The following is a 15,361-nucleotide window of genomic DNA, read 5'->3' as shown; positions in this document are numbered from 1 at the left end:
GGGGGAATGACCAAGAGCCAGGAATTCCCCCAGCCGGTCGCCGGCACCGTGGTGCCCCGCTTCGGCGATGTCGCCACCTTCATGCGCCTGCCGCTGTTCCGCGATCCCGCGGAGATCGAGATCGGCATGGTCGGCGTGCCGTGGGATGGCGGCACGACCAACCGTCCGGGTGCGCGCCACGGTCCACGCCAGATGCGCGACCTCTCGACGATGATGCGGCGCATTCACCACGTGACCGGGGTGGCGCCGTATGAGATGGCCCGGTGCGGAGATCTCGGTGACGCGCCGGTCAATCCCGCCAGCCTCGACGATTCGCTCGGCCGTATCGAGAAGCACTACGCCAAGCTCCACGCTGCCGGCGTGATCCCGCTGTCGGCGGGCGGCGACCACCTGATCACCCTGCCGATCATGCGCGGCATCCGCAAAGGCCTGCCGCCGCTCGGCATGGTCCACTTCGATGCCCACAGCGACACCTGGGACACCTATTTCGGCGGCTTCAAATACACGCACGGCACGCCGTTCCGCCGCGCCGTGGAGGAGGGGCTGCTCGACCCCAAGCGCGTGGTGCAGATCGGCATTCGCGGTTCGCTCTACAAAGCCGACGACAACCAGTGGGCCATCGACCAGGGCATGCGGGTCATCACCATCGAGGAGTATTTCGACCTGGGCGTCGAGAAGGTGATAGCCGAGGCGCGCCGCGTCGTCGGGACCGGCCCGACCTATGTGAGCTTCGACGTCGACGGGCTTGATCCAGCCTATGCGCCGGGTACCGGCACGCCCGAGATCGGCGGCTACACCCCGCACGAGGCGCAGCGCATGCTGCGCGGCTTGCGGGGGCTCGATCTGGTCGGCGGCGACGTCGTGGAAGTCTCGCCGCCGTTCGACATGAGCGGCAACACCGCGCTCGTCGGTGTCACCATGATGTGGGAGATCCTCTGCCTGCTGGCCGAAGCGGTGGCCAGGCGGAAGGGGCGTCTGAAAGCCTAGGCGAACAGGAAATCCGACTGGTTGGGCAGCGTGTGCACGCCGAGCAAGGTCAGGGTGTCGCCGTTGGTGCCGGTGATCACTGTGTTGCCGCCGACCACGGTGCTGTTGGCCTGAACGTACGCATAGTTCGCGAACTCCGACGTCGGCAGTGAGATCTTGTCGTCTCCCGAGGCGAAGTCCGTGATCGTCGCCTGGCCGAAATACGGCGTGTAGACGAAGGTGTCGGCGCCGCCGCCGCCGGTCGTATAGTCGTTGTAGATGCTGTCGATGGTCTGGCTGACCGTCGTGCCGTTCAGCACATGGCTGCCGTCGTTCATGTTGTAGATCGAGAGAGCCAGCTCGGATGCCGTCGTCTGCCCGGAGGGCACGACATAGTCGTACTCGTAAGACGAGTAGCCCTGGTTGACCACGTTCGTGAAATAGAGCGTCTGGCCGGTCAGTACGCCGTTGCCGTTGGCGTACTCGAACTCATAGGACGTGCTCGTTTGATCGGTGACGCCGGTGAACAGCTGGCCGATGAGCGCGCCCGACGCGTTGTATTCGTGCACTTCGCCGGTCCAGGTCTGGCCCGCGATGTTCGTGACATAGCCCTTCGAGCCGGTCTGGACGCCGTTCGAGTAGTCGTACTCGAAGGATGAATAGGGCTGCGTGTTACTGACAGTGTAGCCGCTGTAGATGATTTTCGTCGTCTGGCCCGACGCGTCGAGGTCGACCTCGCGCGCGGTGTAGTCCTGCCCCTCGATGTTCGTGAAGTAGTACTTCTGGCCGACCACCGCGCCGCCCCCGAAGGCGCCGTTGGAATAGGCATAGTCGTATTCGTAGGACGAGTAGGCCTCGCTGGTGATCCCGGTGACGACGATCTTGGAGAGGTTGTTGTCGCCGTCGAGATGGATCGATCCGCCGGTGTAGAGCTCACCCGTCACCGGCGCCAGGACGTACTTGCTGCCGCTCAGGACGCCGCTCAGGTAGTCGTACTCATAGGAAGAGAAGTTGGCGCTCTCCGGGCCCGACAGGCCGGAGAAGACCTGCTTCAGGAGCTGCGGCGTGGTCGAGGTGTCCCAGGTGTCGACCAGGTTCGTGTAGTTCGTGCCCGCTTGCGGCGTGGTGTACTGGTAATAGGTGCCGGTGGCGATGACGGTCTGCTCGTCGTTGACCATCTGGAAGAAGGTCTCGACGGCGGCCCTTCCGTTGTCGGTCGAAGGGTTGAAGCCGCTGAACATCTGGCTCAGCTGGTGATTGTTGATGTCGAACGTGTCGACTTCCGTGACCGAGCCGGAGGGGCCCGAGACGTTGGCGTAGGTATAGGTCGACAGATAGGGATTGGTCCCGCCGTTGGCGTAGTCGTATTCGACCGACGTGAACGTCAGGTTCGTCGGACCGGCCGACGGGTATGACGCGCCGTCGACCATCGCGACCGGATACGGCGCCGGCAGCGCCGAAAACACGGCATTGGTGTAGACGTCACGCACCCAGTTGCCCGATTGCTCGAAATCGTGCTCCCAGGTGTCCGCGCTGGTGATTGGGCCGCCACTCGTGAAGTTGGACGTGAACTGCTGCGTCAGCGCGAGGACGCCGGAGCTGTTGGCGCCGCTGGACAGCACGCCGTGCAGGTAGTTGAGGTTGAACGACTGGTAGGCCTGGCCGGTGACGCCGCTGACGGAGATCGTCCGCTCGCCGATGAACTCGCTGATCGCCGTGCTGTAGGTCGTCGTGTACTCGGTGTCGGTGAAGGTGAGAACCGGGATGCCGGGATCGGTGAAGGCGATGGTCTTCACATGGGTGTTGCTGTTCAGGCTGGCCAGGTTTGCGCGGTTCGTGACCAGGGTCGCAGCTGTGTCGCTGATGGCGAGGCCATAGGCCGTCATGTTGACATTGGTGGTCTGCGACAGCACGGCCGCGTAATCCGTGATGCCCGCGAAGTTCATCGCAATCAGGCCGTTGTCCGAGACCGTCACCGGGAAATGAGCGGTGATCTGGGTCTCGAGGACCTGCAGGGCAACCAGCGCATTGGAGATGTGCGCGGCGGTGGCGGTGAAGCTGCTGGTGGACGAAACGAGGATGTAGAGCGGCGCACTTTGGGTGCCGGTCGAACTGCCGAACGGCGTGGTCCCGTCGGGCAGCATCTCCGTCATGGTCGCGGCGTAAACGCCCTCGGTCAGCGTGACGGTCGAGGTGCCCGTACCGCCCCAGGTCTGCCACTGGCCGTCGAGGTCGGCCGTGGCGTTCAGCGTCGTGGGCTGGACGACATTCGTGGCAGCGTTGAGGATGCTGATCTGCGCGACGTCGCCGGCGTTGATCTTGTTGGTGAAATTCGAAATGAGGCCGTTGGCCGGGTTGCCGGTCGTGATGACGCCCGTGGGTGTTCCCGTATGGGTTCCGTTGTTCGTGCCGGTCCAGCCGAAAGCCAGGGTTGCCGAGGCGGTTGCGATCAGGATTCCCGGCGTGACAGTGTTTTTGGCGATCGGGTCGTAGATGCCGGTACCGTTCTGATCGTCGATGGCCGTGAACACCCCACCAACCAGCGTGCCGGCGATCGGCGCAGCGGGCATCGGCGAGAACTGGCTGTTGTAGACGAAATCGAGCAGGCCGCTCGGCAGCGAACTGGCCGGGTTGAGCGCCAGCTGGATCAGGCTGGAGGTCAGGGTGCCGGGCGGGAAGGTGGCGCCACCGTCGGCGGCCACGCTGACGTCCGTCGTCGCAATGACGCCCGGGGTTGTCGATGCCGCCGTGGCATAGAAATCATAGACCTTCTGGTCGCCGGAATCGTCGGAGAGGACGAGTTGGTACCAGTAGACTCCGCCGACGGCCGGCGCGGCGGGCGACGGCAGGTTCTTGATGACGAAGGTGCCGATGGCCGGCGGATTGGGATCGTCGGGATTGGCCGTCGCCGTCCATGAACCGGCCGATCCGGTGACGGTGAAGTTCTGCCACAGGTTGCCGTTGGTCTGGACGGTCACGTACTCGAACGTGCCGTGGCCGCTTCCATCCTTGCCGGTGTAGATGCCGATCTGGAGAACGGCATCCGACTTGATGAGCATGCCGGCGGACTGGCCATTCACCTGCAGCGACAGTCCGGACGTCGTCGTGGGGATCAGGTAGTCGCTGCCGTTCACCGGCAGGTAGTTGGCGCCGACGGGAGCCGTATAGTTGCCGGTTTGGGTGGAGCTGTAGGCGTAGAGGTCGATGTTGGTGACGTTGTTCGCCGGGTTGGTGCTGCTGCTGGAGCCGGGCTGGGACAGCGCGATCAGCGGTCCGGGTGTGAGGCCGCTGGACAGGTTGTCCGAGAAGGCCGAGCCGTAGATGTTCGTGTTCTGGAAGAAGATCTTGCTGTACGGATCGTAGTGCTGATAGTCGGGCGTCGGCGACACGCTGGTGTCGCGGTTGCCGTCGAATGCATAGGCCGACGCCCAGTTACGCGAATCGTCGAGGTTTACCGAACCCGCACCCAGGTTCTGCGGCCCGGCCGTGCCCTGGTTGAACGGATTGGCCTCATTCGCGGTTGTACCCCAGTAACCGGCGGTGAAGCCCGTGAACAGGTTCGTGAAGATGGTGCCGTACTGGTTGTTGGCCGACGGATTGAACGAGTTATTGGTCGCGACCGTGCCGGCCGGCTGTCCGCTGCCGGGAATGATGTAGGCAACGGAATTCGTCGGGGTCGTGGAATCCCAGCTGCTCCACATCGTCGCCGTGCCCTGGCCCGCCGCGTAGAGATTCTCCTGCAGCGTGGCCTGGCTGATCAGCATGTAGCCCTTGGTCTGGCTCGCCGAAGTGGGGCTGAACAGGAAGTAGGTGCCGGCCGCGCCCCAGCCGTTGGTTCCCGTGTTGGCGGCAAGGGTCACGGCGGAAACGGTGTATTCGTAATACTGGGCGTTGTGCCAGATGCCGTTGGCGTCGGGCTCGCCGTTGCTGACGCCCGCCAGCTTGACGTCGGTGAGCTGGGAGAAGGCGGTGAGATAGCCCGTGCCGGTGCCGTCCGACCCGGTATCCCAGGCGCTGGTCGACCAGAGGGGCGTGCTCGTCTTGTTGAAGGTGCCGTTGGACGGCGAAACGAAGAGTGCAGGCTCGTTGTTGAGCGGACTGCCGGGGGCGCTGTAGGTGTGGTTCGCGGCGTTGTTGAGCGGATTGAGCAGCGCCAGCAGGTCCGTGGTGCTGAGATTGGAGCCGCGCGACTCCGAACTGCCGTTGGAATAGGAAACATTGACGCCGAGATTGGGGCCGAGACCATCGATCGCCGTCAGGTCGCCCTGGTCAGAACCCTGGCCCAGCAGGGAGTATTCGAAAGCCGCGTACCCGAAGCCCCATGCTTCAGAGTTTGGCTGGATCATCCCTTCGTTGGCGCCAATGGCGGTCGGCAGATCCGTGTGACCGGCCAGCGGCTGGCTTTGCACCAGAAGGTAGATGACGCCGCCGTTCACGTACTGGTAGGCCGAGTCGGTCAAATTGACCGTGACATTGTAGTTGCCGTCGCCGCCGAGCGTGACGTTCGGGGTGAGCGATCCCTCGATGACCAACGGCGTGGTGTTGTTCGTGGCGCCCGGATTCACATAGGCGCCGCTCGTGAAGACATCGGAGATCGGGGTGTCCGCCGGCGGCTTGTTGACCCAGAGGTAGGCCCACACCGGCCCGGTGCCGTCCGTTCCGCCCGCGACACCCGTGATCTCCTGAACGAATTCAGGGGTCATGTGGAAGGTCAGAGTCGTTGCCAAGGAGGCCTCCATCGAATTCAGGAGGCTTCAGCGCGGCGCACCGTAAGTTCCCCCGCTATGAAAATCTCGCCTATCGTGAAGGCAGTCAACGACTAGATCGGACTTTCGACATTGAGAGTATTCAATGTCGCGAGACGGTCGCGTGCCGAGCGGAAGAAGAGTTACGCCGCGATCTCCAGGATCTCTTTGACTTCGGCGGGCGTCGGGATCGGGCGCGGATTGCGGGGCACCCAGGGCGTACCCATCGCCTGCTGGGCGATGCGATCGAAATGCTCACGGCCGATCTGCACGTCGGAGAGACTACGCGGCATGTCGAGGCCGCGGATGAACTGATCGAGCACGTCACCGGCGTCCTTGCCGGGATGGCCCATGGCATTGGCGATCAGCGTCTGGCGGTCGGCGTTGGCCGGCTTGTTCCAGCGCATCACCGAAGGCAGCATGATGCAGGACGTATGGCCGTGCGGGACGTCGAACACGGCGCCCAGCACGTAGCCGATGCCGTGGCTCGCGCCCATCGGCACACCGGCGGCGATGCCCGCCATCGAGAGCCATGAGCCAGTCTGGCAGTCGAGGCGCGCCGCCATGTCGGTAGGATCGGCCTTCACGCGGGGCAGGCCGCGCGCCAGCAGCGACAGGCCATGCAGCGACGAAGCATTGCTGAACTCGGTCGATTCGAGGGAGCACACGCCCTCGACGCAGTGATCGACGGCGCGGATGCCGGTCGAGAGCAGGAGCCACATCGGCGTATGGCGCGTCACTTCGGGATCGAGGATGACGGCCTGCGGAATGGTGAGGGGATGGCGGAACATCTCCTTCACCTTCGTCTCTTCGTTGGTGACCCCGGCGATGGCTGAGAATTCGCCGGCCGAGAGGGTCGTGGGGATCGAGATCTGCCGCACCGTCGGCGGCTTCACGTCCGACTGGCCGCGAATCCGGTCCATGTCCGCGGGCGTGCGGACGTCGTTGGCGAGGCAGAGCTGGACGGCCTTGGCGGCATCGGTGATCGAGCCGCCGCCCAGGGTCACGATGAGATCGGCCTTGGCCTCGCGGGCCTGCTCGGCGGCGGCCACCACGGCGGCACGCGGCGAATGGGCGGGCATTCTGTCGAAGGTGCCGACGCATTTGTTGCCTAGCGCCCGGCGCAGCTTCTCGATTTCGTCGGTCTCGCGGTTCAAGGTGCCGCTCACCATCAGGAAGACGCGGGAGGCGCCCTGGCGCTCGACCAGCTCCGCCACGGCCCGGGCGGCGGGCCGGCCGAAGATTACTTCTTCCATCCTGCTGAAAACGACGCGGCCCGAGGCGGTCATGCTCTTTCTCCCGTAATTTTGCTATCGTGACGGCATAACCAGGCAAGGAAAAGCATGACCGGCACACGGGATGGCGCGATCGCCCGCGCAGAGAAATATTTCGACGATGGCGGCTTCCTCGAGGAGCTGCAGCGCCGCGTCGCCATCCCCACGACCAGCCAGGAGCAGGGCTCGATGCCCGCCCTGCAGCAATACGTCTCCGGCGAGATGACCGAGTCGCTGCAGAAGCTGGGCTACGAGTGCACCGTGCTGCCCAACCCGCGCAGCGAATACGGCCCGTTCCTGATCGCCCGCCGGGTCGAGGACCCGTCCAAGCCGACCGTGCTGACCTACGGCCATGGCGACGTGATCCGCGGCCAGGAGGAGCAGTGGCGTTCGGGCCTATCGCCCTGGAAGATCGTGATCGAGGGCGAGAAGATGTACGGCCGCGGCACGGCCGACAACAAAGGCCAGCACACGATCAACATTGCGGCCCTCGCCTGCGTGATGCAGGAGCGCGGCGGCTCGCTGGGCTTCAACTCGACGATCCTGATCGAGACCGGCGAGGAGACGGGCTCGCCCGGCCTCGGCGATTTCTGCAAGGCCAACAAGGACGCTCTGAAGGCCGATGCGCTGATCGGCTCCGATGGGCCGCGGCTCGACCATCGCCGGCCGACCATCTTCGGCGGCACGCGGGGCACGCTGAACTTCAACCTCTCGCTCACCATGCGCGAGGGCGGCCATCACTCGGGCAACTGGGGCGGCCTGCTGGCCAACCCGGGCATCATCATGGCCCATGCGCTGGCGACCATCACCGACGAGCGCGGCCAGATCAAAGTGCCGGAGTGGCGTCCCAAGACTCTCACCAATTCGATCCGCGCGGCGCTGGCCGATGCGCATGTCGATGCCGGCGAGGGCGCGCCCGAGATCAATGAGGATTGGGGCGAGAAGTCGCTGACGCCGGTCGAGCGCGTGTTCGGCTGGAACAGCTTCGAGGTGCTGGCCTTCAAGACCGGCAACCCCGACCGGCCGGTCAACGCCATCCCGCCCAGCGCCATCGCCTACTGCCAGCTGCGCTTCGTCGTCGGCACCGATCCGCACGACATCATCCCGGCGCTGCGCCGCCATCTCGAGAAGCATGGGTTCGGCATGATCGAGATCACCCAGGCGCGCGATGTCATCATGAACGCCACGCGCCTCGACCCGGAGAACCCGTGGGCGAAATTTGCATCGAACTCGATCGAGAAGACGGCGGGGCAGAAGCCCAACATGCTGCCCAATCTCGGTGGTTCGCTGCCGAACGAAGTCTTCACCGACATTCTCGGCCTGCCGACCGTCTGGGTGCCGCACTCCTACGCGGCGTGCTCGCAGCACGCACCGGACGAGCACCTGCTGGCGCCGGTCGCCCGCGACGGGCTCCGGCTCATGACCGGCCTGTTCTGGGATTTGGGGTCGCAGGGTCGACCGGGGTAAGCTGCCCTCAATGCTGTCAGCCGACGAGGCCGCGGACCTGATCGAAGCCATCGCGACCCGTCAGGATCGCGCCGCTTTTGCGAGCCTTTTTCGCCATTATGCGCCGCGAGTGAAGGCTTTCATCATGCGCAGCGGGGCGGACGCCGAAGCTGCGCAGGAAGTCGCTCAGGAAGCTCTCATCATGGTGTGGCGGAAAGCCGCCAGCTTCGATCGGACGCGGGCGTCGGCCGCCACGTGGCTGTATACGATCGCCCGCAACAAACGAATCGACCATCTGCGGCGCAACAACCGGCCGGCGATCGATACGGAAGATTGGCTCACGGTATTTGCACCCGAAGACGACGATGCCGACAAATCCGTTCTCGCGGGGCAGACGTATACGAGGGTGAAAGAGCTGCTTGCGGGATTGTCAGCCGATCAACTCGTAGTGATCGAAAAGGCATTCTTCGAAGACAAGACGCACACGGTCATCGCCGAGGAGCTGAAGCTGCCTCTCGGCACAGTAAAGTCGCGCATTCGCCTGGCGTTGGCACGCCTGCGGGATGCGCTGGAGAAAGACGAGCCATGAGCCGCCATCCGGCGCCCGAGGAACTGCTGCTGGACTACGCCGCGGGCACGCTGCCTGCCGGTCCGGGGCTCGCCGTGGCGTTGCATGTTGCACTTGATCCGCAATCCAGGCGGACGGTCGATCGGCTGAATGCCATGGGTGGAGCGCTCATCGAGCGGGAGCCCGATTCCAAATTTGCAGTCGACCTCGACGATGACGCTCTCGAACGCGCGCTGGCTCGCTTGGACGAGACTCCGGTGGAGCCGCGACCGTCATCTGCCGTACGCCGCGATCCGCGTTTCGACTGGGCGCCGGCGCCGCTGATGCCGCATCTGCGGCCCGGCATGGATTGGCGTCGCGTGATCGGCGACTTCGAGGAGATTCGGCTCGATCTGCCGGGCGACTTCCATCGCGTTTCGCTGTTGAGACTGGAAGCGGGCAAGGGACTGCCGCAGCACAAGCACAAGGGCTACGAGTACACCGTCGTCCTCCAGGGCGGCTACACCGACGAAACCGGCAACTACGGCGTCGGCGACTTCGCGGTTGGACCGGGCGACGAACGGCACGAGCCGATCGCCGATCCTGGCGAACCCTGCATCGCGATGATCGTGGTCGAGAAGCCCATCGTGCTGACCGGTCCGTGGGGCCGCTGGCTCAATCCGCTGGTCAGTCGCGGGTGGATCTGAGCGGCGTTGACCCGCTAAGGGCTTCCCTTCAGGTTTGAGGTCTCAAAAGGGGATCTCATGCCGCGCATTCCGTACTACGAAGTCGAAAACGCCACCGGTAAGCACGCCGAACTTCTCGGCAAGCTCAATCCGATGCTCAACATCTACAAGATGCTGGCGAACTCCGAGCAGGGCGCGAAGGGCTTCCTGCGCATGGGCAACGGGCTGCTCTATCGCTGCGAATTGAATCCGGTGCTGCGCGAACTAGCCATCATCCGGGTCGGGCGCCTCAGCCGCACCGCCTACGAGGTGTTCCAGCACGAGCGCATCGGCCGCGAAGTCGGCGTGACCGAGGACAAGATTGCCGCCCTGCGCGACGCCACCATCGAGGCGCCGGCCTTCGACGACAACGAAAAATCCGTGCTGCGCTTTACCGACGACGTCGTGCGCAACGTCAAGGCATCCGACAAGACTCTGAAGGCGGTGCAGGCCTTCCTGACGCCAGGCGCGCTGGTCGAGCTCACCCTGACCATCGGTTACTACATGATGGTCTGCCGCTTCCTCGAAACCACGGGCGTCGAGGGCGAAGAAGGCCAGGCCGAGTGGCTCAAGACCGCCAAGCTGTAGCTATCAAATTCCTCCCCCGTCATCGGGGGAGGTGTCGTCGTCTTGCGACGACGGAGGGGTCAGGAAGTGCACAAAGAGCATGACCCCTCCGCCCCGATGACGGGGCACCTCCCCATTTGAATGGGGAGGAGGGATGGAAGACTAGGAGTAAAGAGATGGCGTACCGCGTCCTGATCGCGCAGTTCATGCACGAGACCAATACCTTCAGCAAACTCAAGACCACGCTGGAGGATTACCGCAAGCGCTGGCTGATCGAGGGCGAGGAGATGGTGCCGCGCTTCACCGGCACAAAGAACGAAGTCGGCGGCTATATCGACTCTGTGAAGAAGTACGGCTGGGAGCCGGTCTGGGCGGCGGCGGCCAATGCGACGCCGTCGGGCAAGCTCACCAAGGAGACCTGGGAGCACATCCGCGACCTGATCCTCAATGCCGCGAAGAAGGCGGGCAAGCTCGACGCGATTTGCCTCTCGCTGCATGGTGCTGCGGTCACCGACACCGAGGACGATGCCGAGGGCGCGCTGCTCGAGGCGCTGCGGGCCATCGTTGGGCCTGAGATTCCTGTTGTCGCCACGCTCGATCTGCACGCCAACGCGACGATCAAGATGGCGCGCAACGCCAACGCACTGGTGAGCTACCGCACCTATCCGCACATCGACGGCTACGAGCGCGCGGTGCAGGCCGCGGCGCTGGTCCAGGAGGCGCTGGAGGGCAAGAAGACCCCGAAGTGCCTGCTGATCCAGCCGGCGATGCTGGACGGCGCCGATCACGGCAAGACCACTCAGCCCGGCCTGATGCGCGACCTGCTGGCCAAGGCCGATGCCTTCGAGAAGGAGCCCGGCATCAATGTCGTGAGCATCCAGGCAGGCTTCACCTGGGCCGACATTCCCTATACCGGCCCGTCGATCGCGGTGAGCCACGAGCCGGCGGCCGAGAAGCGCGCCAAGGAAGTGGCGGCGGCGATCCTCGACGAGATCTGGAAGCGACGCGACGAGAACTCGTCGGCCTTCAAGCCGGTCTCCGACGCGATCGCCGCGGCCAAGGCCGGCGTCGGCAAGGAAGGCCCGCTGGTCGTAGCCGACGGCACCGACAATCCGGGAGGTGGCGGCTACAACGACACGACGCCGGTGCTGCAGGCGCTGATCGACGCCGACGTCCAGAACGTCGCCTTCGGCACGATCTTCGATCCGGGCACGGTGCAACAGGCCATCGAGGCCGGCGTCGGCGCGGAGATCGACGTCGTGCTGGGCGGCCATACCGATCCGTCGATGGGCGGACCGGTGAAGGCGAAAGCCCTCGTCAAGATGCTGTCCGACGGTTCGTTCAAGAACGACGGGCCGATGAATGCCGGCGTCGAGACCTCGATGGGCCCGACCGCTGTGCTGCGCCTCGGCGGCATCGACGTCGTCACCATCTCCAACCGCATCCAGACGATCGACCTGCAGGTCTTCCTGAGCCAGGGCATCGATCCGCGTACCAAGAGCGTGGTGGTGGTGAAGAGCGTGCAGCACTTCCGCGCGGCCTATGCGCCGATCGCCCGCGAGATCATTCTCGTGGATTCGGGCGGCATCTGCTCGCCGGACATCTCGCGGCTCAAGTTCACCAAGCTGCGGCGGCCGATCTGGCCGTTCGACGGCATCAACGATCCCTATGCGGGGCAGCGGGCGTGAGCCTAGGCCTGAATCTTGGCATGACACTGGCATGAGGATGGGCATGAACATCACACGCGAAGCGCCGTTTCCCGGCGCGTCCTTTGGCGCAACGCTGCGGCTCGACGGCGATGCCGCCAGGATCGTCGCCGCGGCCGAGGCCGATCCCAAGGCTCTCCCGGCCGCACTGGCCGAGGCGAAGGGGCTGCTGCTGATCCAGGGGATGCACGGCATCACGGACGATCCCGATCTGCTGATCCGCTTGAGCCGCGTCTTCGGTCCCGAGGTCGAGGACTATCGCCATACGCTCACGAACCTGTCGTCGGTGCATGTGTCGGTGCCCGAGATTCTGCTGGTGTCGAATATGGCGCCGGTCAGCAAGGCGCCGCCCAAGCGGCCCGACCCGCCGCTTGCGGCCGACGGGCTCATTCCGACGCAGTATCCCCATCGCAAGGGTTGGCACACCGACCAGAGCTATCGCCGGCCGCCGCCGGACATCTCGCTCTTCTATGCGGTGACGCCGGCCGAGAAGGACACCGGCCAGACCCTGTTCGCCAACGGCATCCTGGCCTACGCAGCGCTGCCGCCGGCGCTCAAGGCCAAGGTCGACACGCTGGTCGGCCTGCACGCCCAGCCGGGCAGCGGCCGTTCGCGCGACGCAGCGCTCTCGGGGCGCACGCCGCGCGCCTTCGCCGTCCACGAGCGCTCGCAGCCGCAGCCGGTCGTGCGCACCCATCCGGTGACGGGTGAGAAGTCGCTGTTCCTGTGTGAGTGGGGCCAGATGGACTGGTTCGAGGGCCCGTTCGTCGGCATGGAACCCGGTCCGCACGGCGAGGGCGCCAAGCTGCTCGACGAGATCATGGCCCACTTCACCGAGCGTCGCTTCTGCTACGCCCATGAATGGACCGACGGCGATCTCCTGATCTGGGACAATCGCTGCCTCGTCCATGCTGCCACGTGGTTCGATGGCGATCGCGAAGGCCGCCTGATGTGGCGCACGACGGTGCACGGCAATCCCGGCGCCTATTACGCCGGCGAGAAGAAGAGCTGGATTCCGGCGACGGCTGCCTAGCGCTTCTGACGGAAGAAGGTCGTCAGCACATAGCGGCGGCCCCGGGTCACGGGGCCGACCTTGTGGAGCAGGGCGCAGGAGAAGACCGCCGCCGCGCCCGCCGGCGGGCTGACCCTCACCCCGGCATATTCCGGAAACACCAGCTCGCCGCCCTCGAAATCGTCGTTGAGGTTCAGCGACACGGCGAAGGCGCGGTCGGCCGTGGTCGGCGCGCCGTTGTCGCGGTGCGCGGAGAAGAAATGCTGTCCCTCGGCGCTGTAGGACAGCACGACATGCGCATCGAAGGTGAACTCGCGATCGAAGGCGAAGACCTTGGTGAGCTCCGGTCCGATGCGATAGGCGAGGCGATCGGACACCGCCTTCATCATCATCGGCTCGACGATGGTGTAATCCTCGGTCTGCTTCAGCTTCGACATGTCGACATTGCCGTAGCGGCTCGAGACGCCACCGTCCTTGTGGTCGCCCTTGCCCCACAGCCGGATGAGCTGGGTGCAGAAGTCCGGCTCGAAGACGCGCGGCAGGACCAGCACGGGCGCCATGGCGGTGTTGAGAAGCGTGCCCGCGCCACCGTCGGACCGTACCGACTGGGCCACTCCGCCGATCGTTTCGGTGGCCGCGAGCAGGGCGCGCGTGTCGAAGGTGGTCGCGACCCGCTGGTTGGCGTCGAGCACGACGACCCTCTGGCGCATGCCCATGCCCTGGCCGAACGACACCGCGCCGGAAGGAGAGAGAAGCGCCGGCAGGAACTGGCCCTTGTCGTCGCACAGCAGCAGCGGTTCTTCGGGCAGGAGGCCGAGCTTCTTCCAGAGAGGCCCGGCCGCCGCGACGGGATTGCCGGCAATGACGACGATCTTCGTCGACGCGGCACTACAGGCCACGCGCAGGCCCGCGAACTGCTCGACATCGAGTGCGGCGAGATCCGCCACGACGAGCAGCGCGACGGGATCGCCACCGAACGACCAGATGAACTTCCGGAGCTTTCCGTCGAGCCCCGGCAGTACGAAGTCGGGAAGACGGTCACCGGGTCGGAGGGACAGCGTGTTTGTCATCTCTCGAATGTACAGGATACCGGATCGTCGCGCCTAACCGGCCGCCTGCGCAGGCGACCGCCGCACCAGCGTCCACCAGCCGACTAGGCCGACGATGCCGGTAACGGCGACGCCGATGCCGATGTTCATCTGCGTGTCGTGCGGCACGTAGCCGACCAGCAGGGTCAGTACCGCGGCGGTGATCATCTGCACGAAGCCCATCAGCGCCGAGGCCGCGCCGACCCGGTTGGCGGGCACCGAGATCAGCGCGTTCGCCATCGCATTCGGCATGTTGAGGCCGTTGCCCCAGCCCATCAGGATCAGCGGCACGATCAGCACCATCGGCGTGACGTAGCCAAGGGCGGCCGTCACGATCATCGCCGTCGCCCCCAGGGTGAGCACGCCCTGTCCCAGCGGGATCAGGAGCAGGCTGCTCACCCGCCCCTGCAGGCGGCTTGAGACCAGGCTGCCGACCACGAAGTTGCCCGCCCAGGCGAGCGTGAACCAGCCGAACAGTTCGGCGGCGACGCCCATGACCTGGATCAGCAGGATGGGGCCGCCTGAGAAGAAGACATTGAAGCCGGCCGACGCGCAGGTCGCCGCGATCATGAGGCCGATGAACCGGCGCTCGCGCAGCACCGCGCGGAAGCCGTCGACATAGTCGCGCACCACGCCCGTCGTGCGAGGCGCCGCCTTCGGCGCGGTCTCACCGAGTATGCGCCAGACCAGGACCAATACCGCGAACCCGAACATGGCGGTGAACCAGAAATTGCTGCGCCAGCCGAAGAAGCTGAGCAGCTGGCCGCCCAGAAGCGGTGAGAGCGCCGGTGCGAGCGCCATGGACGAGGCCATGTAGCCCATCGCGCGCGGAGCTTCGGGACCGGTCCGGCTGTCGCGCACGATGGCGCGGCCCAGCACCACGCTGCCGCAGGCGCCGCAGGCCTGGACCAGCCGAGATGCGATGAGGGTTTCGATCGTCGGGCTCAGCGCGCAGCAGACGCAGCCGATCGTGAAGATGGCGAGGCTGACCAGCAGCACCGGACGACGGCCCAGCCTGTCCGAGAGCGGCCCGACGGCCAATTGGGCGAAGGCGAACGCGAACAGGTAGATCGACAGCGTCAGCTGCGCGGTGCCGTAGGAGACGTTCAGGTCTCGCGCGATGGTCGGCAGGGACGGCAGGTAGATGGTCAGCGCGATCTGCGAGGAGACGGTGGCGCTCATCAGCAGCCAGATCGGCGGTTTGGTCGTACGCATGCGCGGCAATTTCACGTGTCCGCGAAAGGCGGAATGGCAGGCTCAATAGCAGCCTTTAGCCGCGCGGGGC

Annotated in this window: 11 protein-coding genes; 7 read left to right on the top strand and 4 right to left on the bottom strand. The window is 65.3% G+C overall.

From position 1 onward, the window contains the following. Window positions 1-6 precede the first annotated feature (6 nt). A complete protein-coding gene (gene speB, locus AC1RP5_RS22015) occupies window positions 7-987 on the top strand; it encodes an agmatinase (RefSeq protein WP_493114274.1) in 981 nt (326 codons plus the stop codon). On the opposite strand, the gene AC1RP5_RS22010 is transcribed toward speB, so the two are convergent. Both AC1RP5_RS22010 and AC1RP5_RS22005 read right to left on the bottom strand, forming a co-directional pair. Then, window positions 984-5,693, bottom strand: a complete 4,710-nt coding sequence (locus AC1RP5_RS22010) for a beta strand repeat-containing protein (protein WP_493114273.1) — start codon at window positions 5,691-5,693, stop codon at window positions 984-986. The genes speB and AC1RP5_RS22010 overlap by 4 nt on opposite strands. Before the next feature lie 161 nt (window positions 5,694-5,854). Next, entirely contained in the window at window positions 5,855-7,000 is a 1,146-nt protein-coding gene (locus AC1RP5_RS22005) for an iron-containing alcohol dehydrogenase (protein ID WP_493114272.1), read from the bottom strand. Between the two features lie 54 nt (window positions 7,001-7,054). Between AC1RP5_RS22005 and AC1RP5_RS22000 the strand changes: the two genes are divergently transcribed. From AC1RP5_RS22000 to AC1RP5_RS21975, 6 genes are all read left to right on the top strand, one after another. Next, window positions 7,055-8,452, top strand: a complete 1,398-nt coding sequence (locus AC1RP5_RS22000; protein WP_493114270.1) for a M20 family metallopeptidase — start codon at window positions 7,055-7,057, stop codon at window positions 8,450-8,452. Window positions 8,453-8,462: 10 nt separating this feature from the next. Then, window positions 8,463-9,020 carry a sigma-70 family RNA polymerase sigma factor gene (locus tag AC1RP5_RS21995; protein ID WP_493114268.1) on the top strand — a complete coding sequence of 186 codons (558 nt, stop codon included), beginning with the start codon at window positions 8,463-8,465 and terminating at the stop codon, window positions 9,018-9,020. Beyond that, complete coding sequence (locus tag AC1RP5_RS21990; RefSeq protein ID WP_493114266.1) at window positions 9,017-9,685, top strand: ChrR family anti-sigma-E factor; 669 nt, start codon at window positions 9,017-9,019, stop codon at window positions 9,683-9,685. Before AC1RP5_RS21995 ends, AC1RP5_RS21990 begins: the two co-directional genes overlap by 4 nt. A 57-nt stretch (window positions 9,686-9,742) precedes the next feature. After that, window positions 9,743-10,291, top strand: coding sequence for a carboxymuconolactone decarboxylase family protein (locus AC1RP5_RS21985; RefSeq protein ID WP_493114264.1), 549 nt, complete (start codon window positions 9,743-9,745; stop codon window positions 10,289-10,291). A gap of 155 nt (window positions 10,292-10,446) precedes the next feature. Next, complete coding sequence (locus tag AC1RP5_RS21980; protein WP_493114262.1) at window positions 10,447-11,958, top strand: M81 family metallopeptidase; 1,512 nt, start codon at window positions 10,447-10,449, stop codon at window positions 11,956-11,958. A gap of 43 nt (window positions 11,959-12,001) precedes the next feature. Beyond that, on the top strand, window positions 12,002-13,009 hold the full coding sequence (locus AC1RP5_RS21975; RefSeq protein WP_493114261.1) for a TauD/TfdA dioxygenase family protein: 1,008 nt from the start codon (window positions 12,002-12,004) through the stop codon (window positions 13,007-13,009). On the opposite strand, the gene AC1RP5_RS21970 is transcribed toward AC1RP5_RS21975, so the two are convergent. Then, window positions 13,006-14,058, bottom strand: coding sequence for a prolyl hydroxylase family protein (locus AC1RP5_RS21970; protein ID WP_493114260.1), 1,053 nt, complete (start codon window positions 14,056-14,058; stop codon window positions 13,006-13,008). The two genes, AC1RP5_RS21975 and AC1RP5_RS21970, sit on opposite strands and share 4 nt — an antisense overlap. A gap of 33 nt (window positions 14,059-14,091) precedes the next feature. Next, window positions 14,092-15,291, bottom strand: a complete 1,200-nt coding sequence (locus AC1RP5_RS21965) for a multidrug effflux MFS transporter (protein WP_493114258.1) — start codon at window positions 15,289-15,291, stop codon at window positions 14,092-14,094. Window positions 15,292-15,361: the final 70 nt, after the last annotated feature.

The sequence above is a fragment of the Reyranella sp. GW821-FHT12G01 genome, assembly GCF_058806575.1.
Note: the sequence above shows the minus strand (reverse complement) of the source record. Positions and strands in the feature narration are given on the sequence as shown.

Coding starts and splice junctions, on each gene's coding strand:
- AC1RP5_RS21980 (WP_493114262.1), top strand. CDS start 10,447: ATGGCGTACCGCGTCCTGATCGCGCAGTTCATGCACGAGACCAATACC.
- speB (WP_493114274.1), top strand. CDS start 7: ATGACCAAGAGCCAGGAATTCCCCCAGCCGGTCGCCGGCACCGTGGTG.
- AC1RP5_RS22000 (WP_493114270.1), top strand. CDS start 7,055: ATGACCGGCACACGGGATGGCGCGATCGCCCGCGCAGAGAAATATTTC.
- AC1RP5_RS21985 (WP_493114264.1), top strand. CDS start 9,743: ATGCCGCGCATTCCGTACTACGAAGTCGAAAACGCCACCGGTAAGCAC.
- AC1RP5_RS21990 (WP_493114266.1), top strand. CDS start 9,017: ATGAGCCGCCATCCGGCGCCCGAGGAACTGCTGCTGGACTACGCCGCG.
- AC1RP5_RS21970 (WP_493114260.1), bottom strand. CDS start 14,058: ATGACAAACACGCTGTCCCTCCGACCCGGTGACCGTCTTCCCGACTTC.
- AC1RP5_RS21965 (WP_493114258.1), bottom strand. CDS start 15,291: ATGCGTACGACCAAACCGCCGATCTGGCTGCTGATGAGCGCCACCGTC.
- AC1RP5_RS22005 (WP_493114272.1), bottom strand. CDS start 7,000: ATGACCGCCTCGGGCCGCGTCGTTTTCAGCAGGATGGAAGAAGTAATC.
- AC1RP5_RS21995 (WP_493114268.1), top strand. CDS start 8,463: ATGCTGTCAGCCGACGAGGCCGCGGACCTGATCGAAGCCATCGCGACC.
- AC1RP5_RS21975 (WP_493114261.1), top strand. CDS start 12,002: ATGAACATCACACGCGAAGCGCCGTTTCCCGGCGCGTCCTTTGGCGCA.